Origin of the sequence: Friedmanniella luteola, assembly GCF_900105065.1 — a bacterium.
Taxonomy (GTDB): domain Bacteria; phylum Actinomycetota; class Actinomycetes; order Propionibacteriales; family Propionibacteriaceae; genus Microlunatus; species Microlunatus luteolus.
On record NZ_LT629749.1, the window covers coordinates 3321226 to 3345723 of the forward strand.

The 24498-nt window shown below is 75.0% G+C and carries 25 protein-coding genes; 8 read left to right on the plus strand and 17 right to left on the minus strand.

The window, feature by feature from the left end; all coding sequences use genetic code 11:
- Positions 1-32: 32 nt before the first annotated feature.
- Positions 33-1058 (plus strand): M14 family zinc carboxypeptidase, encoded by a 1026-nt coding sequence (locus BLT72_RS15650; RefSeq protein WP_091413977.1) that lies wholly within the window; start codon positions 33-35, stop codon positions 1056-1058.
- A 212-nt stretch (positions 1059-1270) separates the two neighbouring features.
- Here the strand turns inward: BLT72_RS15650 and BLT72_RS15655 are convergent, their stop codons facing one another.
- Positions 1271-1903, minus strand: coding sequence for a hypothetical protein (locus tag BLT72_RS15655; protein ID WP_091413978.1), 633 nt, complete (start codon positions 1901-1903; stop codon positions 1271-1273).
- Between the two features lie 174 nt (positions 1904-2077).
- Between BLT72_RS15655 and BLT72_RS15660 the strand changes: the two genes are divergently transcribed.
- Positions 2078-2494, plus strand: a complete 417-nt coding sequence (locus tag BLT72_RS15660) for a DNA-binding protein (protein WP_091413979.1) — start codon at positions 2078-2080, stop codon at positions 2492-2494.
- Between the two features lie 23 nt (positions 2495-2517).
- On the opposite strand, the gene BLT72_RS15665 is transcribed toward BLT72_RS15660, so the two are convergent.
- Positions 2518-3306, minus strand: a complete 789-nt coding sequence (locus BLT72_RS15665; protein ID WP_091413980.1) for a GNAT family N-acetyltransferase — start codon at positions 3304-3306, stop codon at positions 2518-2520.
- A gap of 85 nt (positions 3307-3391) precedes the next feature.
- Between BLT72_RS15665 and BLT72_RS15670 the strand changes: the two genes are divergently transcribed.
- Positions 3392-4735: a DNA polymerase IV gene (locus tag BLT72_RS15670; RefSeq protein WP_091413981.1), complete on the plus strand. Its 1344-nt coding sequence runs from the start codon at positions 3392-3394 to the stop codon at positions 4733-4735.
- Positions 4736-4788: 53 nt separating this feature from the next.
- Here the strand turns inward: BLT72_RS15670 and BLT72_RS15675 are convergent, their stop codons facing one another.
- From BLT72_RS15675 to BLT72_RS15710, 8 genes are all read right to left on the minus strand, one after another.
- Positions 4789-5514: a gamma-glutamyl-gamma-aminobutyrate hydrolase family protein gene (locus BLT72_RS15675; protein WP_091413982.1), complete on the minus strand. Its 726-nt coding sequence runs from the start codon at positions 5512-5514 to the stop codon at positions 4789-4791.
- Positions 5511-6278 (minus strand): 3-oxoacyl-ACP reductase, encoded by a 768-nt coding sequence (locus BLT72_RS15680; RefSeq protein ID WP_091413983.1) that lies wholly within the window; start codon positions 6276-6278, stop codon positions 5511-5513. Before BLT72_RS15680 ends, BLT72_RS15675 begins: the two co-directional genes overlap by 4 nt.
- 87 nt (positions 6279-6365) lie before the next feature.
- On the minus strand, positions 6366-7766 hold the full coding sequence (locus tag BLT72_RS15685; RefSeq protein ID WP_231930087.1) for an aldehyde dehydrogenase family protein: 1401 nt from the start codon (positions 7764-7766) through the stop codon (positions 6366-6368).
- On the minus strand, positions 7763-9127 hold the full coding sequence (locus BLT72_RS15690) for a glutamine synthetase family protein (RefSeq protein ID WP_091417622.1): 1365 nt from the start codon (positions 9125-9127) through the stop codon (positions 7763-7765). Before BLT72_RS15690 ends, BLT72_RS15685 begins: the two co-directional genes overlap by 4 nt.
- Positions 9128-9181: 54 nt before the next feature.
- Positions 9182-9919, minus strand: a complete 738-nt coding sequence (locus tag BLT72_RS15695) for a FadR/GntR family transcriptional regulator (RefSeq protein ID WP_091413984.1) — start codon at positions 9917-9919, stop codon at positions 9182-9184.
- Positions 9920-9922: 3 nt separating this feature from the next.
- Positions 9923-11464 (minus strand): amino acid permease, encoded by a 1542-nt coding sequence (locus BLT72_RS15700; protein ID WP_091413985.1) that lies wholly within the window; start codon positions 11462-11464, stop codon positions 9923-9925.
- Positions 11465-11572: 108 nt separating this feature from the next.
- Positions 11573-12397 (minus strand): PHP domain-containing protein, encoded by an 825-nt coding sequence (locus BLT72_RS15705; protein WP_091413986.1) that lies wholly within the window; start codon positions 12395-12397, stop codon positions 11573-11575.
- A gap of 117 nt (positions 12398-12514) precedes the next feature.
- On the minus strand, positions 12515-12922 hold the full coding sequence (locus tag BLT72_RS15710; RefSeq protein ID WP_091417625.1) for a PIN domain-containing protein: 408 nt from the start codon (positions 12920-12922) through the stop codon (positions 12515-12517).
- Between the two features lie 37 nt (positions 12923-12959).
- Here BLT72_RS15710 and BLT72_RS15715 point away from each other — a divergent pair, with 37 nt between their 5' ends.
- Positions 12960-13253: a DUF503 domain-containing protein gene (locus tag BLT72_RS15715; protein WP_091417629.1), complete on the plus strand. Its 294-nt coding sequence runs from the start codon at positions 12960-12962 to the stop codon at positions 13251-13253.
- A gap of 44 nt (positions 13254-13297) precedes the next feature.
- Here BLT72_RS15715 and BLT72_RS15720 read toward each other — a convergent pair whose 3' ends face one another.
- From BLT72_RS15720 to BLT72_RS15745, 6 genes are all read right to left on the minus strand, one after another.
- Entirely contained in the window at positions 13298-14107 is an 810-nt protein-coding gene (locus BLT72_RS15720) for a nitroreductase family protein (RefSeq protein ID WP_091413987.1), read from the minus strand.
- Positions 14108-14109: 2 nt separating this feature from the next.
- Positions 14110-14439 carry a hypothetical protein gene (locus BLT72_RS15725; protein WP_197677062.1) on the minus strand — a complete coding sequence of 110 codons (330 nt, stop codon included), beginning with the start codon at positions 14437-14439 and terminating at the stop codon, positions 14110-14112.
- Positions 14432-15166, minus strand: coding sequence for a methyltransferase domain-containing protein (locus BLT72_RS15730; protein WP_091413988.1), 735 nt, complete (start codon positions 15164-15166; stop codon positions 14432-14434). The genes BLT72_RS15725 and BLT72_RS15730 overlap by 8 nt, the downstream gene beginning before the upstream one ends.
- The gene (locus BLT72_RS15735) at positions 15163-16278 is read right to left on the minus strand and encodes a type III polyketide synthase (protein ID WP_091413989.1); all 1116 of its coding nucleotides are present in this window, start codon (positions 16276-16278) and stop codon (positions 15163-15165) included. The genes BLT72_RS15730 and BLT72_RS15735 overlap by 4 nt, the downstream gene beginning before the upstream one ends.
- A 53-nt stretch (positions 16279-16331) precedes the next feature.
- The gene (locus BLT72_RS15740; protein WP_091413990.1) at positions 16332-17147 is read right to left on the minus strand and encodes a DUF4261 domain-containing protein; all 816 of its coding nucleotides are present in this window, start codon (positions 17145-17147) and stop codon (positions 16332-16334) included.
- Between the two features lie 102 nt (positions 17148-17249).
- The gene (locus tag BLT72_RS15745) at positions 17250-18818 is read right to left on the minus strand and encodes a hypothetical protein (protein ID WP_091413991.1); all 1569 of its coding nucleotides are present in this window, start codon (positions 18816-18818) and stop codon (positions 17250-17252) included.
- Positions 18819-19042: 224 nt separating this feature from the next.
- Between BLT72_RS15745 and BLT72_RS23355 the strand changes: the two genes are divergently transcribed.
- A complete protein-coding gene (locus BLT72_RS23355; RefSeq protein WP_280949225.1) occupies positions 19043-19177 on the plus strand; it encodes a hypothetical protein in 135 nt (44 codons plus the stop codon).
- Positions 19178-19208: 31 nt separating this feature from the next.
- On the opposite strand, the gene BLT72_RS15750 is transcribed toward BLT72_RS23355, so the two are convergent.
- Positions 19209-19664, minus strand: a complete 456-nt coding sequence (locus BLT72_RS15750) for a ribose-5-phosphate isomerase (RefSeq protein WP_091413992.1) — start codon at positions 19662-19664, stop codon at positions 19209-19211.
- 85 nt (positions 19665-19749) lie between these two features.
- Here BLT72_RS15750 and BLT72_RS15755 point away from each other — a divergent pair, with 85 nt between their 5' ends.
- Genes BLT72_RS15755 through pepN form a run of 3 tightly spaced genes read left to right on the plus strand, consistent with a single transcriptional unit; the run spans position 19750 to position 24459 of the window.
- Positions 19750-20964, plus strand: coding sequence for an SGNH/GDSL hydrolase family protein (locus BLT72_RS15755; RefSeq protein ID WP_091413993.1), 1215 nt, complete (start codon positions 19750-19752; stop codon positions 20962-20964).
- 49 nt (positions 20965-21013) lie between these two features.
- Positions 21014-21832, plus strand: coding sequence for an extensin family protein (locus tag BLT72_RS15760; protein WP_091413994.1), 819 nt, complete (start codon positions 21014-21016; stop codon positions 21830-21832).
- Between the two features lie 56 nt (positions 21833-21888).
- Positions 21889-24459 carry an aminopeptidase N gene (gene pepN, locus BLT72_RS15765; protein ID WP_091413995.1) on the plus strand — a complete coding sequence of 857 codons (2571 nt, stop codon included), beginning with the start codon at positions 21889-21891 and terminating at the stop codon, positions 24457-24459.
- Positions 24460-24498 lie beyond the last annotated feature (39 nt).

A 24498-nucleotide genomic window follows, 5' to 3' on the forward strand; every position in this document is an offset into this window, starting at 1 on the left:
GTCGCCCGGGGGGCGCCTGCCGAGAGGAAACCATGCACCGTCCCGCCCCCGTCCGCCGTGCCCGCACGGCCGTGACCGCCCTGCTGCTGGGCCTGGCCGTGAGCCTGCCGACCGGTCCGGCGGGCGCCGCTCCCGCTGCACCGGCCCCGGCCGCCCCGGCACCGGTCAGCGCGGTCGCCGCCGCCTCCGCGGCCCCCCGCTACGGCCAGCGGAGCAGCGCCGTCCGGGCGCTGCAGAACCGGCTCATCGCCGCCGGCCTGCTGAAGGCCGAGCTGAACACCGGCTTCTTCGGCGACTCGACCCGCGCGGCCGTCCGCGCGCTGCAGCGCAAGGCCGGGCTGAGCGCGAGCGGCACCGTGACCGCGGCGACGGACCGGGCCCTCGACCGCGCCGTCGACGCCGCGACCGGTCCCCGCACCTGGTACCACCGCGAGACGATCGGCACGTCCGCCGAGGGCCGCGCGATCCGCGCGTACCGGGCCGGCCAGCCCGGGAAGCCCGTCGTCGTGGTGCTGGCCACGATGCACGGTGAGGAGAACTTCGGCCAGTACGTCGCCCGCGGGCTGCTGGAGGGCAGGAAGATCAAGGGCGTCGACCTGTGGGTGGTCCCGGTGCTGAACCCCGACGGGCTGGTGCGGGACCGGCGCTGGCTGCGGGGCGGCGTCGACCTCAACCGCAACTTCCCGCACCGCTGGATCGAGCGCGCGAACTCCGGGCCGAAGGCCGTCTCGGCCCAGGAGACCAAGGTCACCATGCGCTTCCTGGACCGGGTGGACCCGCGCTACGTCGTCTCCTGGCACCAGCCGCTGATCGGGGTGGACAGCTACGGGGTGAAGGACCGGCGGCTGATGAACCGGCTCTCGAAGGGCCTGGGCATCAAGACCCGCCGGCTCGACTGCCACGGCTCGTGCCACGGGACGATGACCGGCTGGTTCAACGCCCACCACGCGGGTGCGGCCATCACCATCGAGTACGGCAGCACCGCGCGGTCGATGGCCCGGATGAAGGGTCGGGACGCGAACGCCGTCCTCACCGCCGTCGGCGGTCGGCGCGGCTGAGCCGGGCCGCGGGCTCCGGCCGCGCCGGGAACAGGAAGGGGCTGGTGGGAGCGCCCCGACTCATCGCCCCCACCAACCCCTAGGCCGCACCGCCTCAGCGCACCCCGGCGGTGAACGGGCCGGGCGACGCCGACGAGGTCGGCAGCGCCCGCCCGGCCGTGCGCATGAGTTGAAGTATCGACCATGGACCTCAGGATTTGCTCCGGCCCGTCCTAATCGTGCGCGAGCGCGATCCGCAGCGTGTCGCTGGCCGTCTGCTTGAGGTAGCGCTTCGACTTCGGGGCGCTCTGGGCGAGCAGCTCGTAGGTCAGGTTGAGCGTCACCGAGCGCGCGGCCGCGTCCACCGCCGGGAGGGTCAGCACGTCGCTGTAGGAGCTGGGCTCGGTCACCAGGTACCCGGGGTCGACGTCGGCCTGGTCGGTGATCGACTCCGCGGCCGGCAACGGGCCGTCCGCCCCGGCGACGTCGACGCGCGCCTGGACCGAGCGCAGGTAGATGTCCTGCTCGCTGCCGTCGGGGAACGAGGCGGTGAGGGAGACCTTCAGCGGCTTGGTGGCCTCGGGGCTCCACTGGTCCAGGGGGACGTCGGAGTAGTAGTTGACCGCCACCTCCACCCCTCCGGCGTTCAGCGTCCGCTTGGCCGAGCCCTTGGCCAGGTCGTTGGCGAGCGACCGCGTGGGGCTGGGGCTCGGGCTGGCGGTGGGGGTGGCCGACGCGGACGGCGCCGGGGCGGCCTGCTCCTCGCCCTCGTCCCACGGCGGGGTGCCGCAGCCCGCCAGGGTGCCTCCGACCAGGGAGGTGACCAGGGCCAGCGCGGCCAGACGGGAGGTGGATCGAGGGGTCACCGGGGCTCCTTCAGGCGCGTGGCGCCAGTGTCGGTCCCCGAGGACGCCACGGTAGCAGTGGACGGCCGGCCGGACCGCGTACCAGCAGCGCACTGGTCGGCCCGCCCGGCGGCCCGAGCTCGCGAGCCTCAATAATTCGTTGACAACGATGTGTTGAAACGCGAGGCTGTCGGCATGACCGACCCCCGGACCGCCCCGACCGCCGAGGACCGCCGCCGCCGACGCGCCCCGGCCGCCCTCTTCCGGCTGGCCGAACGGCACGCCGCCACCGACGGCGCCCGCGCCCGGCAGGCCGGTTCGGCGACCCTGCTGCCCCAGGAGGCGGTCCGCCTGGTCGAGCTGCTGGCCGCCGGCACCGTCGGCCACCTCGAGGGCGAGACGCGGGTGGACGGCGAGGACCTGCTGGCCGCCCTGACCCTGCTGCCCCAGGTCCGGGCCGAGCTGGACGAGACCGAGCTCGGCCTGCTGGTGATGGCTCGCGGGCGGGGGCTCACCTGGGTGCAGATCGCCGAGGGCCTCGGGCTGGGCAGCGCGCAGGCCGCCCAGCAGCGGCACGACCGGCTCGCGGCCCGCCGGCCCGAGGGCGGCTGAGGGGGCCGGTCCGGCGGTCCGGGTCAGCGGCGCCACTGGTAGGGCGTCGTCGTCGACACCCGGACCAGACCGGCCCGCTCCAGGATCGGCCGCGAGGACGCGGTCGAGTCGCTGTGCAGCAGGGTCTGCCCCCGCCGGAGCGCGGACCGGGCCCGGGCGGCGGTGAGCGCCCGGTAGAGGCCCCGCCCACGCCAGCCGGCGAGCGTCGCCCCGCCCCACAGCCCGGCGAACTCCGAGCCCGGCACCGGCTCCAGCCGGCCGGCGCTCACGACCCGGCCCTCCACCTCCGCCACCCAGAGCTCCAGCTCGTCGTCGAGGTCCAGCCGGCGCAGCAGGTCCCCGGCCCGCTCGTCGGAGACCGGGTCCCCGAACGCCAGGTCCTGCACCGCGCTGGCCGCGCGGACGTCGGCCTCGGTGCTGACCCGGCGCAGCGTGGCGCCCACCGGCAGGGTCACGTCGACGGCGAGCAGCTCGGCCGCGCCCACCATGATCGACTCCGGCTCCTCCGGCCGGAACCCGTGCTCGAGCAGGGCGTCGTGCAGTCCCGGCGCCTGGTCATGACCGCGGGTCTTCCACTCCACCCGGGTGACGGCGGGGTCCCGGACGAGGTGGTCGAGCGCCTCCGCGACCAGCGCGCCGATCGTCGTGGGGCCCGCGCCGCCCAGGTCGCGGTAGGTCACGAAGCCGCGGCCGCCGGCGAAGGTGGCCAGGTGCAGCGGGCCGAGGACCCGCACAGCCAGCGCCCCCGTCGTCTCCGCGTCGGTGCGCAGCTGGTCGTCGTAGGCGGCGAGGAGGTGCGCGGTCTGGTCCATGTCGCGCCCATCCTCCCCGGCCGCGGCGCGACGTCGCCACCGGGGATCGGCGGGCCAGGCGCCCCGGGGACGGCAGAATGGCCCCGTGCGACCCGAGGCCTCCGTGCTGCACCTCGACCTCGACGCGTTCTTCGCCTCGGTCGAGCAGCGCGACAAGCCCTCGCTGCGGGGCAAGCCGGTGGTCGTCGGCGGGGTGGGGGCGCGCGGCGTGGTCGCCACCGCCTCCTACGAGGCCCGGGTGTTCGGGGTGAGGTCGGCGATGCCCGGTGGGGAGGCTCGCCGCCGCTGCCCGCACGCGGCCTTCCTCGGCGGCCGCTTCGACGCCTACCGGGAGGCGAGCGGCCGGGTGATGGACCGGCTGCGCGCGCTGTCCCCGCTGGTCGAGCCGCTGAGCCTGGACGAGGCCTTCGTCGACCTGCGGACCGCCGAGTCGGTGCCCGACTACGACACCGCCACCCTGCAGCGGCTGGTGGACGCGCTGCGGGCCTCGATCAGCGAGGCCACCGACGGGCTCACCGCCTCGGTGGGGGTGGGCACCTCGAAGTTCATGGCCAAGATCGCGAGCGAGCTGGCCAAGCCCGACGGCAGCTGGATCGTCGAGCCGGGCACCGAGGTCGCCCTGCTCGCGCCGATGGCCGTCGGCGTCATCCCCGGCGTCGGGCCCGTGACGGTGGACAAGCTCCAACGGGTCGGGCTGCACCGGGTGGGCGACCTGCAGGCCGTCGACGTCGACGAGCTGGCGCAGGTGCTGGGCCGCAACGCCGCCACCGCCCTGGTCGCGCTGGCGCACGCCCGCGACGACCGCCCGGTGGAGGCCGAGCGGGAGGCCAAGTCCATCTCCACCGAGGACACCTTCGAGCGCGACCTCACCGACGTCGCCGAGCTCACCGCGATCCTGCAGCGCGACGCCCGCCAGGTCGCCCGCCGGCTGACGGCCGCCGGCCTGTTCGCCCGCACGGTCACCCTCAAGCTGCGCCGGCACGACTTCTCGACGATCACCCGCTCCCGCACCGTGCTCAGCGCCACCGACCGCGCCGACGTGATCGCGTCGGTGGCGCAGTCGCTGCTGGCGGGCGTGGACGTGACCGACGGCGTCCGGCTGCTGGGGGTCGGCGTCGCCGGGCTGACCGACGTGCTGCAGGAGGACCTGTTCGCCGAGGCCGAGGTCGCGGCCGCCGGCGCCGCCGCCGACCCGGCCGGGCTCGCCGGAGCCGCTCCGGTCGAGCACCCCGAGCCGCCACGACGGTCGGGCTGGACCCCGGGCGCCGACGTCGAGCACGACGAGCACGGGCCGGGCTGGGTCTGGGGCTCCGGCCTGGGCCGCGTCACGGTCCGCTTCGAGACCCGCACCAGCGGACCGGGCCCCGTGCGCACCTTCGGCGTCGACGACCCGCACCTGCGGCTCCGGGGCGGCACACCGGTGGCGTGAGGAGGGGCCGCCGGCTCAGCGTCGGCGGGCCTCCGACGAGCTCGGGCGCAGGGTCAGCCCTCGCGGTGACGGAGAGCGGCCTGGGCCAGGCCGCGGAACAGGCCGTGGTCGTCGCCGTGCTCGGGGTGCCACTGGACGCCCAACCAGAAGGGCCGCTCCGGGTCCTCCAGCGCCTCGACGGTGCCGTCGGCGGCGTGCGCCGTGGCCACCAGGCCCGGGTGCGCCACGACGGACTGGTGGTGGTGGCAGTTGACCTGCAGCTCGGCCCCCACCAGGGCGCGGACCGTCGACCGCGCGGCCGTCACCACCGGGACCCAGCCGTAGGCGTCGCCGCCCGGCGAGTGCTGGTCGTGCCCGACGACGTCCGGCAGGTGCTGCTCCAACGTCCCGCCCGCGTGCACGGCCATCACCTGCAGCCCCCGGCAGATGCCGAGGACCGGCGTGCCGAGCGCGGCCGCGCGGTCCAGCAGGGCCAGCTCCCAGGCGTCCCGCTCCGGCCGCGCGGCCTGCGTCTGCGGGTGCCGGTCCGCGCCGTAGCGGGCCGGGTCGACGTCCGAGCCGCCGCTGATGATCAGCCCGTCCAGCCGCTCGACCACCCCCGCCGCGCGGTCCCCGTGCTGCGGGAGCAGCACCGCGACGGCGCCCGCGGCCTCGACGGAGCGGGCGTAGAGGGAGTTGAGCAGGTCGGCCTGGGCGTGCCAGACGCCCCAGTCGGCCTGGACCCGGTAGGAGCTCAGCCCGATCACCGGCGGGAGCCCGGCCTGGGCGGTGGTGCTCACAGCGGCGTCACGTAGGCGCCGCTGATCCCGCCGTCCACCAGGAAGGTGTTGGCGGTCATGAAGCTGGACTCGTCGGAGGCCAGGAACAGCACGGCGTTGGCGATCTCGACCGGCTCGGCGAACCGACCCAGCGGCACGTGCACCAGGCGGCGGGCCGCCCGCTCGGGGTCCGAGGCGAACAGCTCCTGCAGCAGCGGCGTGTTCACCGGTCCCGGGCACAGCGCGTTCACCCGGACGCCCTGCCGGGCGAACTGCACGCCCAGCTCGCGGCTCATCGACAGCACGCCGCCCTTGGAGGCGGAGTAGGAGATCTGCGAGGTGGCCGCCCCCATCACGGCGACGAAGGACGCCGTGTTGATGATCGAGCCGCGCCCCTGGGCCAGCATGTGCGGCAGGGCCGCCTTGCAGCACAGGTAGACGCTCGTGAGGTTGACCTCCTGGACCCGGCGCCACGCGTCGAGGTCTGTGTCGAGGATCGAGGCGTCCTCGGGCGGGGAGATGCCGGCGTTGTTGAAGGCGATGTCCACCGAGCCGTAGGTGTCCGCGGCGGCGGCGAACAGGGCGTCGACGTCCTCCGCGCTCGTCACGTCGGTGCGCAGGTAGAGGCCGTCGACGGACGCCGCGACGTCGGGCCCGCGGCGGTCGTCGAGGTCGCCGATCACCACCCGGGCTCCCTCGGCAGCCAAGCGCTGCACGCTGGCCAGGCCGATGCCCGAGCAACCGCCCGTCACCACCGCCACCCGGTCCTGGACCCGTCCGGTCATGCTCGTGCTCCTTCGTCGTGCGTCGTGGGGGTGCGCGGCCGACCATGATCGGTGATCATGGTCGGGCCCGCGTGATCATGGTCGTCGTCATCCGTCGCTGAGGAAGACGTTCTTCTCCTCGGTGAAGCCGTGCGGGGCGTCGGGCCCCAGCTCGCGGCCGAGGCCGGACTGCTTGAAGCCGCCGAACGGCGTCCAGTAGCGGACCGAGGAGTGGGAGTTGACGCTGAGGTTGCCGGCCTGGACGGCCCGGGACACCCGCAGGGCCCGGCCGAGGTCGGCGGTGTAGATCGAGCCGGAGAGCCCGTACTCGGAGTCGTTGGCCAGTGCGACGGCCTCCGCCTCGTCGGCGAACGGCAGCACGGCGACGACGGGGCCGAACACCTCCTCGCGCCAGATCCGCTGCCCGGGGCCGGTGGCCAGCACCACCGACGGCGGCACCCAGAAGCCGGGCCCCGACGGCGCGGAGCCGGCGAAGGCGACGTCCACCTCGTCGAGGTAGCCCTGCACGCGGTCCCGCTGCCGGGCCGAGACCAGCGGGCCCATCTCGGCCGCCTCGTCGGACGGGTCGGTGACGACGAAGGCCTCGACGGCGCTCTGCAGCCGGTCGAGGAACTCCGCGTGCACCGAGGCCTGGACCAGGATGCGGGACCGCGCGCAGCAGTCCTGGCCGGCGTTGTCGAACACCGCACCCGGGGCCGCGGCGGCGGCCTGGGCGAGGTCGGCGTCGGCGAAGACGATGTTGGCGCTCTTGCCGCCGAGCTCCAGCGTGCAGCGCTTGACCTGCTCGGCGCACCCCGCCAGCACCTGCTTGCCGACGGCGGTGGAGCCGGTGAAGCAGACCTTGCGGACCAGCGGGTGGCTGACGAAGCGCTGACCCACCACCGGACCCGCCCCCGGCAGGACGGTGAGGACGCCCTCGGGCAGCCCCGCCTCGAGGCCCAGCTCCGCGAGCCGGAGCGCGGTCAGCGGCGTGTACTCCGCCGGCTTGAGCACGACGGTGTTGCCCGCGGCCAGCGCGGGCGCGAACCCCCAGGCGGCGATGGGCATCGGGAAGTTCCAGGGCACGATGATGCCCACGACGCCGAGCGGCTCGTGGAACGTGAGGTCGATGCCGCCGGGTACCGGGATCTGCCGGCCGAACAGCCGCTCCGGGGTGGCGGAGTAGTAGTTGAGGACGTCGCGGACGTTGGCGGCCTCCCACCGCGCGTTCCCGATGGTGTGGCCGGCGTTGCGGACCTCCAGGCGGGCGAGCTCCTCGACGTGGTCGTCGACGACGGCCGCGAAGCGGCGCAGCAGCCGGGCCCGCTCCCCCGGCGCGACGGCGGCCCAGGCGGGAGCGGCGGCCGCCGCGGCCTCGATCACCGCGTCGGTCCGGGCCAGGTCGGCCATCGCGACCTCGGTGATGCGCTGCTCGGTGGCGGGGTCGACCAGCGTGAAGCTGCTCGCTGCCGCGCGTGGGGCGGCACTCGTCTCGACGATCGGGTTCACATCCTCTCGAAGCCGCGGCGCAGCTCCCAGTCGGTGACGGCGGCGTCGAAGGCGGCGAGCTCGACGTCGGCCATGTTCGTGTAGTGGTCGACGACCTCGTCGCCGAAGACCTGGCGGGCGACCGCGGAGCCGGCGAAGGCGTCCCGGGCCTGGAGCAGCGTACGCGGCACCGTCGGAAGACCCGACGTGTAGGCGTTGCCGGTCAGCTCCGGCGGCAGCTCCAGCCGGTGCTCGATGCCGTGCAGGCCGCCGGCGATCATGGCGGCCAGCGCCAGGTAGGGGTTGACGTCACCGCCGGGCACCCGGTTCTCCACCCGGGCGCCCTTCCCCGCGCCCACCACGCGCAGGGCGCAGGTCCGGTTGTCCTGGCCCCAGGCGATCGTCGTCGGGGCGAAGGAGCCGGCGGCGAACCGTTTGTAGGAGTTGACGTTCGGCGCGTACAGCAGGGTGAAGTCGGCCATGGTGGCCAGCAGGCCGGCGAGGAAGTGGTCGTACAGCTCGCTCCGCGCGCCGTCCTCCCAGAACACCGTCTCGCCGTCCGCACCGCGCAGCGACAGGTGGATGTGGCAGGAGTTGCCCTCCCGCTGGTCGTACTTGGCCATGAAGGTCAGCGACATCCCCTGCTGGGCGGCGATCTCCTTGGCGGCCGTCTTGTAGACCGCGTGGTTGTCGGCGGTGGTGAGGGCGTCGGCGTAGAGGAAGCCGATCTCGTGCTGGCCGAGGTTGCACTCCCCCTTGGCGGACTCGACGTCCATCCCGGCCGTGTACATGTGGTTGCGGATGGCCCGCAGCAGCGGCTCGGCCCGGGAGGTGCCCAGCACCGAGTAGTCGACGTTGTACTGGTTGAGCGGGACGAGGTCGCGGTAGCCGGAGCTCCAGGCCTCCTCGTACGGCGTCTTGAACGCGATGAACTCGAGCTCGGTCCCGGCCAGCGCGACGTAGCCGAGCTCGGCGGCCCGGGCCAGCTGGGTGGTCAGGATGGTCCGCGGGGACTGCGGCACCGGTCCGTGGTCGAGGGTCACCAGGTCGCACTGCACCATCGCCGTCCCGGGCAGGTGCGGCAGCAGCCGGATCGTGTCGAGGTCGAGGGCGAACTCCATGTCGCCGTAGCCGGACTCCCAGCTGGCCATGGCGTAGCCGTCGACGGTGTTCATGTCGATGTCCACGCTGAGCAGGTAGTTGCAGCCCTCGGTGCCGGCGCCGAGCACGTGGTCGACGAAGTAGGCGGCGTGCATCCGCTTGCCCTGCAGCCGGCCCTGCATGTCGGTGAACGCCACCAGCACCGTGTCCAGGTCGCCCTCCGCGATGCGTCGCCGGAGGTCGTGCACGCTCAGGTGCCGGTCGTTCCTCAGCTGGCTCATGTCCGCCGTCCCCTTCTCCATGTCCCCGCCCTCGTCCTCGTCCCGCGTCGCCGGTCAGTCCAGCAGTCCGCGCAGCAGCGCGGCCGTGTCGTCGCAGTGCCGTTCCATCTCCCGCCGCGCCCGCACGCCGTCACCCTCGAGCACCGCCGCCACGATGGCCGCGTGCTGGGCGCTCGAGTGCTCGATGTTGACCCGGAGCACCGGGATCGCGACGAGCATGTCGTGCAGCCCGGCCTGCACCGCGGTGACCGCCTCGACCAGCCGCGGCGAGCCGGCCACCGTGGCCAGGGCCAGGTGCAGCCGGGAGTCCGCCTGCCGGTGCTCGGCCGGGTCGCTCGCCCGGGCCACCTCGGCCAGCGAGCCGACGACCAGCGCCCGCTCCGATCCGCTCAGCGTCCGGCCGGCCGCCACCTGCACCGCCCCCGGCTCCACCACCCGGCGGAAGACCAGGTCGTCCAGCAGCTCGTCGCGGCGGCCCCGGAGCCGGGCGCGGCCCCCCGCCCCCGGCGTCGCCGGCTCGTGCAGCACGACGGTCCCGCCGCCGCGGCCGCGGGTGGTCGTGACCATCCCGGCGGCCCGCAGCCCGGCGATCGCCTCCCGCAGGGTGGCCCGGGAGACGCCCAGGGCGACGGCCAGCTCCCGCTCCGGCGGCAGCGCCGTCCCGTGCGGGTAGACGCCCAGCCGGATCGCCGTCGCCAGCCGCTCGACGCAGTCCTCGAACGCGTGCCGGCTCCGGACGGCACCGACGACGACGGCCGCCAGGCCGGCCCCGGCCCCCTGCTCCGCGCTCACGCTTCAGCTGTCCAGCACCTTCTCGGCCTCGGGGCTGGTCGGCGTGTCCTTGGCGTCGAGCATGAAGGTGTGCCGGCCGCCGACGAACCACGAGATCGTCGCGAAGGCCAGCACCACCAGCACGGCCACCGGCGCGTAGTTGAAGGTGCTGACGTCGACCGGCGCCACCGGCGGCAGCACGAAGAGGATGCAGATGACCACCACCCAGACCACGGCGACCCAGCCGACGAGCCCGCTGAAGCGGCCGAGGTTCCAGGGGCCGGGGGTGAAGTCGCGGTTGAGCCGGCGCAGCAGCACGGGGACCACGTAGGCGATGTAGAGGCCGATCACCGCGATCGAGGTGACGGCGAAGTAGGCCGTCGTGCTGACCAGGGCCGGGGAGGCCAGGATGACCGACAGCGCGACGCAGAGCCAGATCGAGTTGGTCGGGGTCCCCGTGCGGGGGTTGACCTTGGACCAGATCCGCGAGCCGGGCAGGGCGTGGTCGCGGGAGAACGCGTAGGACATCCGGGAGTTCGCCGTCACCGAGGCCATCCCGCAGAAGAACTGGGCGACGCAGACGATGAACAGCAGGAACTTCGCGACCGTCGGGTTGTCCAGCGAGTCGAGGAAGATCTGCGCGGGCGGCAGGCCGGTCGCGGACTCCGACAGCTTGGCCAGACCCTCCTCGCTGCGGTCCGTGATCGACGCGGTGATCGAGTAGAGCAGGATGAACCCGCCGATCACCGACACCAGCACGCTGGTCACGATGCCCCGGGGTGCGGCCACCGAGGCGTTCTTGGTCTCCTCCGCCACGTGGGCCGAGGCGTCGTAGCCGGTGTAGGTGTACTGGGCCATCAGCAGGCCCATCAGGAAGACGTAGGGCAGGAACGTCCAGCCGGTCTCGTTGTGGAAGCCGGTCAGCGTCCAGGACACCGACTGGTGGTTCTCGGGCAGGACCCAGAGCGCCGCGACGATCACCAGCACGCCGCCCACGTGCCACCAGGCCGACACGTTGGACAGCAGGCTGACCAGGTTGACGCCGAAGGTGTTGAGCAGGCCGTGCACGACGATGATGGCCACGAACAGGGCGAAGGTCCGGACCGGTGTCGCCTCGACGCCCCAGACCAGGTTCATGAACGCCATCCAGGTGGTGGCGCAGCCGAAGTCGATGGCCGCGGTCACCGCGACCTCCCCGAGGAAGTTGAACCAGCCGGTGAACCAGGCCCACTCGCGCTTGTTCTTCTTGGCCAGTCGGCCCGCCCAGAAGTAGAGGCCGCCGGCGGTCGGGTAGCGCGAGCAGACCTCGGCCATGGCGCCCGCGACGGCCAGCACGAGCACGCCGACGATCAACCAGCCCAGCACCAGCGTCGACGGCCCGCCGGAGCGCAGCGCGATGCCGTAGGAGGTGATGCAGCCGGCCAGGATCGAGATGATGGAGAACGAGACGGCGAAGTTCGAGAACGCGGACATGCCGCGGTGCAGCTCCTGGGTGTAGCCCAGCTCCGCGAGGTGCCGGGCGTCGTCGTCCAGGTCGGCGTGCTGAGGGTTGCTCTCGACGCTCATGCGGGCTCCGTTCGAAGGGGGCGGCGACGACGCGCTCAGTCTGGCGGCGGCCGTCCGGGCCGTCAATGGTCCGGACTCATACCAATGCCGCACCGGGGAGACCTGGCGTCAGGTCCGGAACCAGGGCGCCTCGGGGCGGGTGTCGGGCCGGAAGCCGTGCGCCCGCGCCCGCGCGGCCGCCGCGGCGAGCCCGGACCCCACCTTCTCGGGCTCGTGCGCGTCGCTGCCGAAGGTCACCCGCTCCCCGCCCTCGTCGACCCACCAGCCGAGGACGGTGTCGTGGAGCGGCAGCGTGGTGTTGATCTCCAGGGCCCGACCGCCCGCGGCGACCGCGCGGAGGGCCTGCCGGAGCTCGTCCTCGAAGTCGCGGGGGTCGAAGGGCGGGCCGTCCTGCGGCCAGGAGCGGACCGGGTAGTCGAGGTGCGCGAGCACCTCGAAGGCCTCCGAACCGGCCACCATCCGTGGGATCTCGGCCAGGTACTCCCGGAACACGTCACCGGCGAGGCGGTCCACCATCAGGGTGAACGGCTCGGCGGAGACGTCGCCGTCGGGCAGGCAGTGCAACGAGCCGAGGACGCGGTCGACGGCCCCCTCGGCCAGCAGCCCGGCGAGCTCGGCGGCGTGCCGGTGGGGCTGGCCGACCTCCATCCCGGTGCGGACCCGCAGGTCCGGGAACCGGTCCCGGCAGCGCTCGACCGAGGCGAGGTAGCCGGCGACGTCCAGCCGGGGCGCGGTCAGCACCCCGTCGGCCACCAGCGGGGCGAAGGACTCCGTCAGGGAGCCGGCCCGGAACGGGGTGAGGTCGACGTGCTCGGTGAAGGTGACCGCCGGCAGCCCCAGCTCCACCGCCCGCCGGCAGGTGCCCTCCATCGAGCCCTGCAGGGCGTCCCAGGACCACTCGCTGTGCACGTGCCCGTCGGCGGGGAGCTCCATCTGCCGGAGTCTGCCAGCCGGGGCCGGGGCCCGTCCCTCGCATCGTGTGGTGAGTTCGGGGTGGATGACGACCCCGAACTCACCACACCGTCACCGCGTGAGGGCGTGCCGGACTCCTCACAGCTGCGGGCGGGACAGGGCTTCGACCGGGGCCAGCGGCACGATGCCCTCGGCCCGGCGGCGCAGCGCGGGGTCGACGGTGACCAGCGCGTCCGCCTGCAGCCGGGCGACGGCGAGGTGCTCGGCCTCGACGAGGGTGTCCCAGCCCTGCTCGCGGGCGATCCGCCAGGCGGTCCGCCGCGAGACCCGGTCCCCGAGCAGCCGCAGCTTCAGCTCGGTGACCCGGTCGTGGCGCCGCAGGGCCGACTCCTCGTCGAGCTCGCCCCTCCGGACCGCGGTCAGCAGCAGGGCCAGGGCCTGGGAGCGCACCGCGTTCGGGGCGACCAGCTGGTGCGCCGCGTGCACCTCCACCCCGGCGGTGACGACGTGCAGGAGGGTCACCGCGTCGACCGCGTAGCGCGCCATGGAGGCACCGTAGGCCTCGTACGATCGGCGCGTGGCCATGTGGGTGGGATCGCTGGAGCTGGACCTGCTGCTCGGGGACGTGCACTCGCTCAAGGAGAAGCGGTCGCTGGTCCGGCCGCTGCTCTCGGAGCTGCGACGGCGCTTCGAGGTGGCCGTCGCCGAGGTCGACCACGTCGAGCTGCACCGTCGGGCGGTCGTCGGCGTCGTGGCGGTGGCGGGCGAGCAGGGCCACCTCGTCGACGTCCTCGACGCCGTCGAGCGCAGCGTCGCCGCCCGTCCCGAGATGGAGCTGCTGTCCGCGCGCCGCCGGCTGCGCGCCGGCGACGACTAGCGGCCCTTCGACAGGCTCCGGGAGCGGTCGCCCGTCGACCGGGCTCAGCGGGGTGGCCGGCCCACGTCGTCCCAGCCCTGCTGGGGGGTCGCGCAGGAGTCGCGGAAGACGTACTGGGAGATGAGCTTGCGCTGGTGGCTGGACCAGTCGATGGCGGGCCGGCGCTGCTCGGCAGGCAGGTAGCCGAGCCGGTAGACCGCCATCAGCTCCAGCTCGTCGGGGACGCCGAAGATCTTCTCGATCCGCGCCCACTGGCCCGGCACCTCCATCGGGAAGGAGATGAACTGGATGCCCATGCCCAGCTCGACCGTGGTCAGCCAGACGTTCTCCAGGGCCGCGCCCATGCTGAACACCGAGTAGAAGGAGGACAGCTCGCCCGGGCGGTACTCGGCGCGGTCGAGCATCACCCCCAGCAGCAGCGGCGAGCCGGCGACCAGCTTGCGGTTCTCCTCCCCCAGCGTCTGCGGCACCCGCAGGGTGTTCATCAGCCGCTGCCCGCGCGCGGTGAAGACCTGCTTGGTGAAGGGCCGCAGCGGCGCCGGCAGCTTGTCGAACAGCATCCCGTCGCGCCGGGACTCCATCTCCTCGGCCGAGAAGCGGAAGTAGCGCTTGTAGCGCTCGAAGAAGGTGCCGTTCGACATGGCCTCGGTCATGCTCTCGCCGCTGATCGACGCGACCTGCGCGACGACGGCGCGGTCCTCGGTGATCACGAACCGCCACGGCTGGCTGTTCAGCTGCGACGGCGCCCGGCCGGCCACCTCCATGAGCAGCTGCTGGTGCTCGGGGCGGACCGGGTCGGGCAGGAACGGCCCGTTCGTGGTCTTGCGTCGGCGGACGACGTCGAGGAACTCCATGCTCACTCACGGTCTGCGGCCAGTGCGGCCGCGTAGAAGGGTGCGGCCGACGCCGCGACGGCGACGTGCCGCCAGGAGCGGGTGCCCGCGTAGGGCACGACCGCCAGCGGGACGACGACGGGCAGCAACCACCAGCCGGCCCGGACCCGCTCCCGGCCGGTGGCGGCGAGGGCGGCCACCGTCAGGGTCGACGTGGCGACGTAGAGGGCGTGGTGCACCCAGCGGGCCCGGCCGGTGCGCAGCACGCCGGTCGCGACGCCGGTGCCCAGCGCGCAGCTCGCCAGGTAGCTCGCCCCGGCGGCGCGCAGCAGCGGGCGCGCCAGCTCAGCCACCCGCGCCCCAGGTGAGCAGCAGCCGGAACGGCAGCTGCGGCTGCACCACCCAGCCGTCGGGGACCACGGCGGCCAGCTCGGCCGGGGTGTAGCTGCGCCGGATGGAGCGCAGCCCGTCGGTGTGCAGGAACGAGTCGCGGGCCGCCGGCCGGGCGGCGACGGACCAGCCCAGGTAGGCCGCCCGGCTGCGCCGCAGGTCGCTGTGCACGACCAGCTCCCGCCCCAGCCGGCGGCTCTCGTCGAGCACCCTCGCCAGCACGTCCGGACCCAGGTGGTGCAGCAGGTGGTTGGAGGTGACGAGGTCGAACTGCTCCCCCTCCGCCACGAGCCCCGTCGTGTCCGCGGCGCGGTAGCGGACCCCGGCGGTCGGCGGCTGGTCGCGGACGAAGGCCAGCGCGCGCGGGTCGGGGTCCACGGCGTCGACGAGGAGCCGGAGACCGTCGGCGCGCGCCCAGCCCGCCAGCGCCCGCGCGAGGTCCCCGCCGCCGAACCCGACGTCCAGCAGCGTCGTGGTGCGGGTCGTGGAGAGCCGGGGGCGCAGCAGGGCGCGGTAGGTGCGCCGCCAACCGGCGACCAGCCGGTTGACGGTCCGGAAGCGGGCGTAGGTGCGGCGCAGCGCCTGCTCGTCGCAGGCTGGGTCGTCCATCAGCTCCAGCACGGCGGTGTCGCGCCGGCGCAGGTCCACGCTCACCGTCGGCCCCGCACCCGGCGGCCCGGGGGCGCTCATGCGGCGTCCCGCCGGGTCAGCAGCGCGCTCTCCACGCTCAGCCCGGGCCCGAAGGCCAGCGCGCAGACCCGGCCGGCCCCGGCCGGGGCCTCCTGGAGCAGCGCCCGCAGCACGAACAGCACGGTGGCGCTGGACATGTTGCCGTAGCGGCGCAGCACCTCCCGGGAGGGGGCGAGCTGCTCCGGCGCCAGCTCCAGCGCCGCCTCGACCCGGTCGAGGATGCTCCGCCCGCCGGGGTGCACCGCCCACCGGTCGACGCCGGGGTAGCCGTCGCCGCCCGGCCCCAGCAGCGGGGTGAGGGCGTCACGGACGTGGGCGCCGACCAGCCGGGGCACCTGGCCGCTGAGCACCATCTCGAAGCCCTCGTCGCCGATGGTCCAGGCCATGTCGTGCTCGCCCTCCACCACCAGGGCCGAGCCGAAGGCGTCGAGGTCCAGCAGCGGGGTGCCGGCCGGGGCGGGCCGCGCCGTCACCACCGCCGCCGCCCCGCCGTCGGCGAACAGGGAGCAGCTGAGGACGGTGTCCGCGTCCTCCGGGTTGCGCAGGTGCAGGGTGCAGAGCTCGACGGCGACGACCAGCACGACCGCCGCGGGGTCGGCGCGGCAGAAGTCCGCGGCCGCCCGCAGGGCCGGGAAGGCGCCGTAGCAGCCCATGAAGCCGAGGTGGTAGCGCTGCACGCCCGGGTCGAGGCCCAGCGCGCGGACCACCTCGATGTCGGGGCCGGGGGCGTAGAAGCCGGTGCAGGAGACGGTGACGACGTGCGTGACGTCGGCGGGCAGCAGCCCCGGGGCGGCGGCCAGGGCCTGCTTGGCCGCGGCCACGAACAGCTCGCCGGCGGCCTCCCGGTAGACGGCGTTGCGCCGGCCCGTGGGCAGCGGCCGGAGCGCGCCGGTGGCCGGGTCCAGGAATCCCGCACCGGCCGTCCCGTCGCCGGCCAGCTCGGTGAGCACCGTGTGCCGGGTCTCGATGGCCGCCGCGTCGAAGACCACGCCCACCATCCGCTGCCGCAGCCGGGACAGCCCGGGCTGGGCGGCGAAGAGGTCGCGGACGGAGGGCTGGGTGAGGACGGTGGCGGGCACCACGGTCTCGATCGATCGGATGCTGACGTCCACGGCCCCACTCTGCCTCGTCACGCAACCGCGCGCAGCCCTGGGCGGCGCTCGGCTCAGGCGGTGCGGTCCCGTCGGCCGGCGGACCAGGGCTCGCCGAGGTCGACGTCGAGGACGAGGCGGGCCGGGTCCAGCAGCGAGGCCTCGCGGTAGCAGACGTAGCGGCCCTCGCCGTCGGTCCCGGAGATGGTGTTGCCGTCCTCGATCACGTCGCCGGTGTCGAACAGGTAGACGGCGGTGGCGAAGAGGAGCTCGGCGATCTCGCCGGGCTCCCGGTCCCGGAAGTGGCACTGGACGTCGGGCAGGTCGAAGACGTGCAGGCCGAGCGTGTCCATGGCGAGCGCGTCCTCGTCCCGGGCGTCGCCGACCATCCGGACGTTGATCACCCCGTCCAGGTCGCCGGCCCCGAAGGTCGCCGGGTCGCTGACCCGTTGGCTGCGCGCCCAGTGCAGGGCCCGCGGCGCGGTGTGGGCGACCAGCACGGCCACGACCTCCCCGAGCGACGTCACCCGCTCGGCGGCAGTGCGGCCGGCGGCCAGCACCTCGGTCACCAGGACGCTGCTGCGGCAGGGGGCGACGGCCGCCTCCGCGTCGGCCCAGGCCCAGGTCTGGCTGACGTCCGGCAGCGTCTTGCCCTCCTGGCCGAGGGGTGAGCCGGGCAGCACGACGGTGACCAGCGGCGGCAGCTCGGGGTCCGCCAGCGGGTGCGGGACGCTCAACGAGCCCTCCTGCTGCTCGGTGCCCGGCCGGACCGCCCGCAGCGCGGCCAGCAGGGCGGGGTCGCCGAGGTCGGGCGCCTCGGGGTACCAGAGCTCGGCGACCAGCGCGAGGCCCGCGGAGGCCCCCGCACCGGTGCTCGGCGGGTTCGTCATCGCTCTCGTCCCTTCGGAGGCCGGCCGCGCCCCACGGCGGGCACCGCCGGGGCAGATCGTCTTGTCCGGTGCCGAGCATCCTCCCCCACGCCCCGACGGGGCTCAGTCGGCCCGGGTGCCGAGCAGCAGCCACGAGAGGGCCGGTCCCGCCTCGGGACCCCCGTCCCAGGCCACCCGCTCCAGGACCGACACCCGACCGCCCGCGGCCAGCACGTGCGCCGTGCAGCCCCAGCGGGTGCGGTGCACGGCGGCGGCCGGCTCCGGCAGCAGCGCGAGCACCGCGCAGAGGTGCGCCAGCTGGTCGACGGGCAGGGGCCGGACCGCCCGCCCGGTGAGGCCGGCGCCCAGCCAGCCGCCGAGGGCCGCCACCCGCTCCCGGACGCGGACGGAGCCCGCGGCGCCGTCGGCCGGCCCACGGCGGGCCGTGGTGACCACCTCCAGCTCCAGCAGCGACGCCTGGGCCACCAGCGGAGCGGCTGACGCCCGCCGGTCAGCGGCGGCCGCCAGCCCGGCGAGGTGCTGCAGCACCGGGGCCACCGGCCGGCCGGCCAGCAGCAGGGCCAGGCAGAGCTGCGTGGCGGCCAGGCCGAGCCCCGGCTCCGGTGACGCGGCCACCAGGACCGCCCGCTCGGCCCGCTCCAGCAGGGCCGGGTCGCCGGTCCGGGTGTGCTCACCGCACAGGTAGCCGACGGTGCGCGGGTCCAGGGCGTCCCCGTCCGGCAGCCTGGCCGTGTGCAGGTCCAGCGCCTCCTCGGCCAGCTCGGTGTCGGGCAGGACGGCCGCGGCGAGCGCGCGCTGGACCGCGAGCGCGGCGTCCCCGTCGGCCAGCCGGACGATCCCGGCCGCGGTGCGCGGCTGCTCCAGCGCCACCAGCGCCCGGTCCGCCAGCAGGGTCTCGAGCGGCGGCCCGACGCGCAGCTCGTAGGCGGTCGTCCCGCGGGCCGCCCGCAGCTCGACCGGGTAGCGGCCCGGCTGGACGCCGCTGAGCTCCACCTGACCGCGGGCGTGCTCGGCCTCCAGCCCGTCGGGCAGCACCAGCGCCTCGTCCTCGGTCGCCTCGACGACCACCACCTCGTCGACGGCGAGGTCGAGCCGGCGCGGCACCTGCGGGTGGCGGCCGCGGCTCAGGCCACGCGGTCCCGGGTGCAGGTCCCACTGCCACTGGACGACGTAGCGGGCGCCCGCGGCCAGCCGGACCGGCCCGAGGTGCAGCCCGGCCGGGTCGACGGCGGGCAGGGCACCGCTGCGCAGCACCCCGCCGAGCAGCGGGCCGGCGCCGTCGGCCGGCAGCACGGCGTAGCTGCCCGCGGCCCCGGCGGCCAGCGCCCAGGCGGGCCGGTCGTCGGGCGTCCGCCACGTGAGCAGCGGGTCCCTGAGGTCGATGGCCTGCTCCCCGCCGGCGCTCAGGGCCACCCGCAGCCCCCAGCCCACGGCGAAGGTGTGCCGGACGACCAGGGTGAGCGCCCCGGTCGACCAGGCCAGCTCGACCTCGTCCTCGTCGGCCCGGACCTCCGGCGGCCCGGGCAGCAGCGGGCGTCCGTCGGCGGCGTGCACCAGCAGGCCGCCGGTCACCAGCAGGGTCGGCGCCGCCCCCGGCAGCGTCGCGGTGACGGTGCCGTCGGGCCCCACGGCGACCTCGGCCGCGCCGCAGGGGAACGTGAGGGCGCTCACCGCTCCACCCCGGGCCCCGGTCCGGCGCGACGCGCGGCGTAACGAGTTGGTCTCGATCCCCGGGGGCTCCAGCACGCTCGCCTAGCGTGGGGGTCATGAGTGGTGCGGTGGCACCGGGGGCCAGGCCCTCGGGAGCGCACGGCGGGGGAGCCCATGGCGGACACCAGCACGAGTGGCGCGACGGTTGGCCGCGCGACTTCGGGCGGGACGGTGTCTCCGGCCTGGTGACCCTCGACCGTGCGCTGCGGGCTCGGGACGTGTCGCGTCCCGACGCGGGGGACGAGCAGCTGGCGCTGGAGGTGCTGGCCGACCTGATGGCCCGGGTCGACGGGCGGCGGCCCAGCCGCACCCCCGCCTGAGGACCGGTCCGACCGGGCGTCCACGGCCGGCTCAGGCCGTCCGGGTGCGCTCGTAGTCGGCGAGCAGGGCGATCCGGCGGGCGTGCCGCTCGTCCCCGCTGAACGGGGTGGCCAGGAACAGCCGGACCAGCTCCAGCGCCTCCTCCTCGGTGTGCATCCGCGCACCGATGGCGACGACGTTCGCGTCGTTGTGCTGGCGGGCCAGGCTGGCGGTGTCGCGGTCGTAGGCGAGCGCGGCGCGGGAGCCGACCACCTTGTTGGCGGCGATCTGCTCCCCGTTGCCGGAGCCGCCGATGACGATGCCCAGCGAGCCAGGCTCCGCGACGGCGCCCTCGGCGGCGGGGATGCAGTAGGTGGGGTAGTCGTCCTCGGCGTCGTAGGCGTCGGGACCGTGGTCGACCACGTCGTGGCCGTCGGCCACGAGGGCGCTGACCAGGTAGTTCTTGAGGTCGAAGCCGGCGTGGTCGGTGCCGATGTGTACGCGCATGCCCGCAGTCTGGCAGACGGGTGCCGGGCCCCGGTCGGCGCTGCGCCGCCCCCACCGGGTGCTCCTCGTGCCTAGGGTGGTCGCCGTGCCCGCTCCCCCGCTGCGCCTGGACCGGCGCCGACTGCTCGGCTGGGGCGGGGCGCTGGCCGCCGCCGGGCTGGTGGGCTGCACCGCCGGTCCCCCCGCCGAGCCGGCACCCTGGCAGCAGCGGCTGCGGACGGCGACGCCCGGCCGGCCCCGGCGGATCGCGGTGCTCGGGGACTCCGTGGCCTTCGGCTCCGGCAGCTCCTCGCCCAAACCGCTGCACAGCTTCGTCGGCGTGCTCCGGGCCGACCTGGACCGGACCTACGGCGCCGGCGGCACCGGCTGGCTGCTACTCAACCAGCAGCAGTGGCCGGTCACGCCGCAGAACCGGGGCTGGGACCCGCGGCTCGTGGTGCACGGTCCCGTCACCAAGGTGGCCGCCGGCCTCTTCCGGCGGACCTGCGCCGCCCTGCCCGACGGCGGCACGGACGGGGCGCGGGCGCACGTGGAGCTCACGGCCGAGGGCCGCACCCTCACCACGCTGGTGCTGGCGCAGCCGGGCGGCCGCAGCCAGCAGCTGGTCTCGGTCGACGGCGGCGAGCCGGTGGCGCTGCGCAACGTCGTCGGCGGCGGTCCGGCGCCCGACGTCCAGCCCCGGGGCGGGCGCGTCCCCGGCCACCTGGTGAGCGAGGTCGACCTCGGTTCCCCCGGCACCCACACCGTCCGGGTGTGGGCCCGCGGCGGCCCGGTCCACCTCGTCGCCCTCGGCACCACGACCGGGACGGCCCCGTACGTCGTCGACGGGCTGGCCGTGGCCGGGGAGTCGCTGGAGACGTTCCTCGGCCCGGACGACCCGGCGCGGGAGAGCTTCTTCGGCCTGCCCTTCGTCGACACCCTGGCCCCGGACCTGCTGCTGGTCGAGCTGGGGGCCAACGACTACAACGCGGGCCGCCCCCTGGACGCCGTCGAGGCCGACCTGCGCCGGCTGGTCGCCCGGCAGCAGGCCACCGGCGGGGACGTCGCCCTGTGCTTCCCGCCCGTCTCGAGCCCGACGCTGCACCGCGCCGGCACCCCGACGTACACCGACTACACCGACCGCTGGTCCGCCGTGGCCGCCGACGTCGACGTCGGCTTCTGCGACCTCAGCCGGGTCTGGGGCGACACCTTCGAGGAGGCGTCGGCCCAGCAGCCGCCCCGCTACGCCGACCTCCTGCACCCGAGCGACGCCGGCGCCGCCGACCTCGGCACGCGGGTGCGGGCCTTCCTCGGTCTCTGAGCGACGCGCTCACCCGCTCCGCGCTTGGGCCGCTCCCTACCCTGGCCCTGTGCCCGAGCCGCTGACCCGTCGCCGCCTGCTGGGCCTGGGTGCGGGGCTCGGCTCCGCCCTGGCGATCGGCGCGACGGCGGCCTGCGGCACGGTGCCCGACCCCGGGGCCGGCGTCCCCGAGCGCGGCGCGAGCGCCACCTGCGTGCCCCGGTCGGCGCTGGCGTCCCACCGCACGGTGGCCGGGCTGCCGCTGGTCTACGAGCCCGACCAGCGGCGCAGCGCCTTCCGCTTCGACACGGGCTTCTTCACCCGGCTCGAGGACTGGGCGGGCGGGCTGGCCGACGTGCTGCCGGCAGCGCCGGAGGAGCTCCGCACCTACGGCAGCTGGACCGACGGCGGCACCGCCTGCGACTCCTGGCACCACGCCGGCCGGGCCTTCGACCTGGCCCGGGTGCGGCTGGCCGACGGGTCCGAGGTCTCCTGCCGCCAGGACCGCTGGCGCTCGCTGGAGGGGGCACGGCTGGACGAGGCCCGCCGCCGGTACTGGGCGCTGGCGGCCGGCCTGCACGCCCGCTTCTCCTACGTGCTCACCTACCTCTACGACGCCCAGCACGCGAACCACGTGCACGTGGACAACGGGCGCTCCGGCGACGGCGACCCCACGTTCAGCCCCCGGTCCGGCGTCCAAGTCGACGTCGTGCAGGCGGTCTGCCGCTACCTGTGGGCGCAGCCGGTGGAGCTGACCGGGCGCTGGGACGCCGCCACCCGGCGCGGGGTGGCGGCGGTGCTGGACTCGCTCGGCCTCGACGACGACCTGGGGGCCGCGGGCAGCTGGACCGGACTGATGACCGCCGCCGCGGCCCGCGGCCGGGACTGAGCCGAGCCCGCCCGGGGCGGGCGGTGCCGTCGGTGGCGCGTGACAAGATCGCACGCATGTTCCCCGACAACCTGACGCGCGCCGAGGCGCAGGCCCGATCCCGCCTGCTGCGCACCTCCCGCTACGCGGTCGAGGTCGACCTCTCCGGGGCCGGCCTGCCCGACCCGGTGCGCGAGTTCGTCTCCACCACCACGATCGCCTTCACCGGTCTGGGCACCGGCTCGACCCACCTCGACCTGATCGCGTCGTCGGTCCGCAGCGCCACCCTCGACGGCGTCGCGCTGGACCCGGCCGGCTTCGCGGAGTCCCGGCTGCCGCTGGAGGTGACCCCCGGCGAGCACGAACTGACCGTGGTCGCCGTCTGCCGCTACAGCCGCAGCGGCCAGGGCCTGCACCGCTTCGTCGACCCGGTCGACGACCGCACCTACCTGTACACGCAGTTCGAGTCCTCCGACGCCCGCCGCGTCTACGGCTGCTTCGAGCAGCCCGACCTCAAGGCCCGCTTCACCATCAGCGTCGTCGCGCCCGCGCCCTGGGTGGTGGTGTCCAACGGGCACGCCCTGGAGCGGGAGCCGGCGGGTGAGGGGTTCGACCGGCACCGCTTCAGCGAGACCGCGCCGATCTCCACCTACCTGACGGCGCTGGTGGCGGGCGACTACGTCAGCGTGTCCTCCAGCTACGCCGCGGTGGCCGGTGAGCTGCCGATGTCGATCTACTGCCGCGCCTCCCTGCTCGAGCACCTCGACGCCGACGAGATCTTCCGGATCACCACCGACGGCTTCGACGTGTTCGAGGACCGCTTCGCGTTCCCCTACCCGTTCGGCAAGTACGACCAGGTCTTCGTGCCCGAGTACAACGCGGGCGCCATGGAGAACGTCGGCTGCGTGACCTTCCGCGACGAGTACATCTTCCGCAGCCGCGTCACCGCGGCATCCCGCTCGCGCCGCCAGGACACGATCCTGCACGAGCTCTCGCACATGTGGTTCGGCGACCTGGTGACGATGCGCTGGTGGGACGACCTGTGGCTCAAGGAGTCGTTCGCCACCTGGGCGTCGAACTTCGCGGTCAGCGAGCTGGCGCCGGACCAGACGGCCGTCTGGGCGCGCTTCCTGCACGGCTTCAAGACCAACGCCTACCGTGGCGACCAGCTGCCCTCGACCCACCCGGTCGCGGCGGACATCCCCGACCTCGAGGCCGTGGAGTCGAACTTCGACCAGATCACCTACGCCAAGGGCGGCTCGGTGCTGGTGCAGCTGGTGGGCTACGTCGGCCGCGAGACCTTCCTCGCGGGCCTGCGCACGTACTTCGCCGAGCACGCCTTCGGCAACACCTCGCTGGACGACCTGCTCCGCGCCCTGGAGGAGGCCTCGGGGCGCGACCTCGGCGCCTGGTCGGCGCAGTGGCTGGAGCAGCCCGGCGTCAACCTGCTGGCCCTCGAGCTGGGCACCGAGGACGGCCGGATCACCTCCGCCGCCCTCCGGCAGAGCGCCCACCCGTCCTGGCCGACGCTGCGCGACCACCGGGTGGTCGTGGGCCTCTACCGCCGCGACGGCGACACCCTGACCCGCTCCGACCGGGTCGAGGTCGAGGTGTCCGGCGAGCTCACCGAGGTCCCCGCGCTGGTCGGCCGCCCGCTGCCCGACCTGCTGCTCACCAACGACGAGGACCTGACCTACAGCAAGGTCCGGCTGGACGCCCACTCCACGCGCACCGCGCTCGCCGCGCTGCCCGGGCTGGCCGACCCGCTGTCCCGGGCCGTCGGCTGGCAGGCGCTGTGGGACGCGACCCGGGACGCCGAGCTGCCCGGCGCCGCCCACCTCGACCTCGTGCTCCGCGGGCTGGCGCACGAGTCCGACCTGACCGTGGTCAACAACCTGCTCGGCCAGGCGGCCGCCGTCGTCGGCAGCTACACCCCGCTGTCGACCCGCACGGCGACGGCGACGAGCTGGCAGCAGGGCCTCCGCGCCCTGCTGCAGGCCGCCGCGGCCGGCTCGGACCACCAGCTGGCGCTGGCCCGGGCCTACGTCGGGTCGGCGCGCGACCCGGAGTGCGCCGACGAGGTCGAGGGCTGGTTGCACGGACGCGGCGTCCCGGCCGGGCTGGAGGTCGACCAGGACCTGCGCTGGGCGGTCGTCAGCCGGCTGGCCGGTCTGGGCCGCGCCGACGCGGCGCTGATCGCCGCCGAGGAGCGCTCCGACGGGTCGGTGACGGGGCAGGAGCGGGCCGCGGGCGCGCGGGCTGCCCGGCCGACGGCCGAGGCCAAGGCCGAGGCCTGGCGGCTGGCCGTCGACGAGGACACGATCCCCAACGCGCAGCAGAGCGCGATCTGCCTCGGCTTCTGGCAGCGCCAGCAGGACGAGGTGCTGGCGCCCTACGTCGAGCGCTACCTGCAGCTCGCCGAGGACATCTCCGCGAGCCGCGGCGTCTGGGCCACGAAGGGCGTCGCGCTGCGCAAGAGCGCGCTGCGCAACCTGTTCCCGTGGCCGACGGACCAGCAGCCCTTCCTGCAGCGGCTCGACGGCTGGCTCGCCGACGCCGAGATCGCGCCGTCGGTCCGCCGGATCATCCTCGAGCGCCGCGACGAGACGGTGCGGGCGCTGGCCTGCCAGCAGGTCGAGGCCGCCTGAGCACCACGGCGGGTCCGGCGGCGGAGGACCCGCCGTCGG

Excerpts from the sequence above, each read along its gene's own strand:
- BLT72_RS15720 (WP_091413987.1), bottom strand. The coding sequence starts at position 14,107 with ATGGAGTTCCTCGACGTCGTCCGCCGACGCAAGACCACGAACGGGCCG.
- BLT72_RS15690 (WP_091417622.1), bottom strand. The coding sequence starts at position 9,127 with ATGAGCCAGCTGAGGAACGACCGGCACCTGAGCGTGCACGACCTCCGG.
- BLT72_RS15700 (WP_091413985.1), bottom strand. The coding sequence starts at position 11,464 with ATGAGCGTCGAGAGCAACCCTCAGCACGCCGACCTGGACGACGACGCC.
- BLT72_RS15665 (WP_091413980.1), bottom strand. The coding sequence starts at position 3,306 with ATGGACCAGACCGCGCACCTCCTCGCCGCCTACGACGACCAGCTGCGC.
- BLT72_RS15660 (WP_091413979.1), top strand. The coding sequence starts at position 2,078 with ATGACCGACCCCCGGACCGCCCCGACCGCCGAGGACCGCCGCCGCCGA.
- BLT72_RS15715 (WP_091417629.1), top strand. The coding sequence starts at position 12,960 with ATGTGGGTGGGATCGCTGGAGCTGGACCTGCTGCTCGGGGACGTGCAC.
- pepN (WP_091413995.1), top strand. The coding sequence starts at position 21,889 with ATGTTCCCCGACAACCTGACGCGCGCCGAGGCGCAGGCCCGATCCCGC.
- BLT72_RS15680 (WP_091413983.1), bottom strand. The coding sequence starts at position 6,278 with ATGACCGGACGGGTCCAGGACCGGGTGGCGGTGGTGACGGGCGGTTGC.
- BLT72_RS15750 (WP_091413992.1), bottom strand. The coding sequence starts at position 19,664 with ATGCGCGTACACATCGGCACCGACCACGCCGGCTTCGACCTCAAGAAC.
- BLT72_RS15730 (WP_091413988.1), bottom strand. The coding sequence starts at position 15,166 with ATGAGCGCCCCCGGGCCGCCGGGTGCGGGGCCGACGGTGAGCGTGGAC.
- BLT72_RS15705 (WP_091413986.1), bottom strand. The coding sequence starts at position 12,397 with ATGGAGCTCCCCGCCGACGGGCACGTGCACAGCGAGTGGTCCTGGGAC.
- BLT72_RS15740 (WP_091413990.1), bottom strand. The coding sequence starts at position 17,147 with ATGACGAACCCGCCGAGCACCGGTGCGGGGGCCTCCGCGGGCCTCGCG.
- BLT72_RS15710 (WP_091417625.1), bottom strand. The coding sequence starts at position 12,922 with ATGGCGCGCTACGCGGTCGACGCGGTGACCCTCCTGCACGTCGTCACC.
- BLT72_RS15650 (WP_091413977.1), top strand. The coding sequence starts at position 33 with ATGCACCGTCCCGCCCCCGTCCGCCGTGCCCGCACGGCCGTGACCGCC.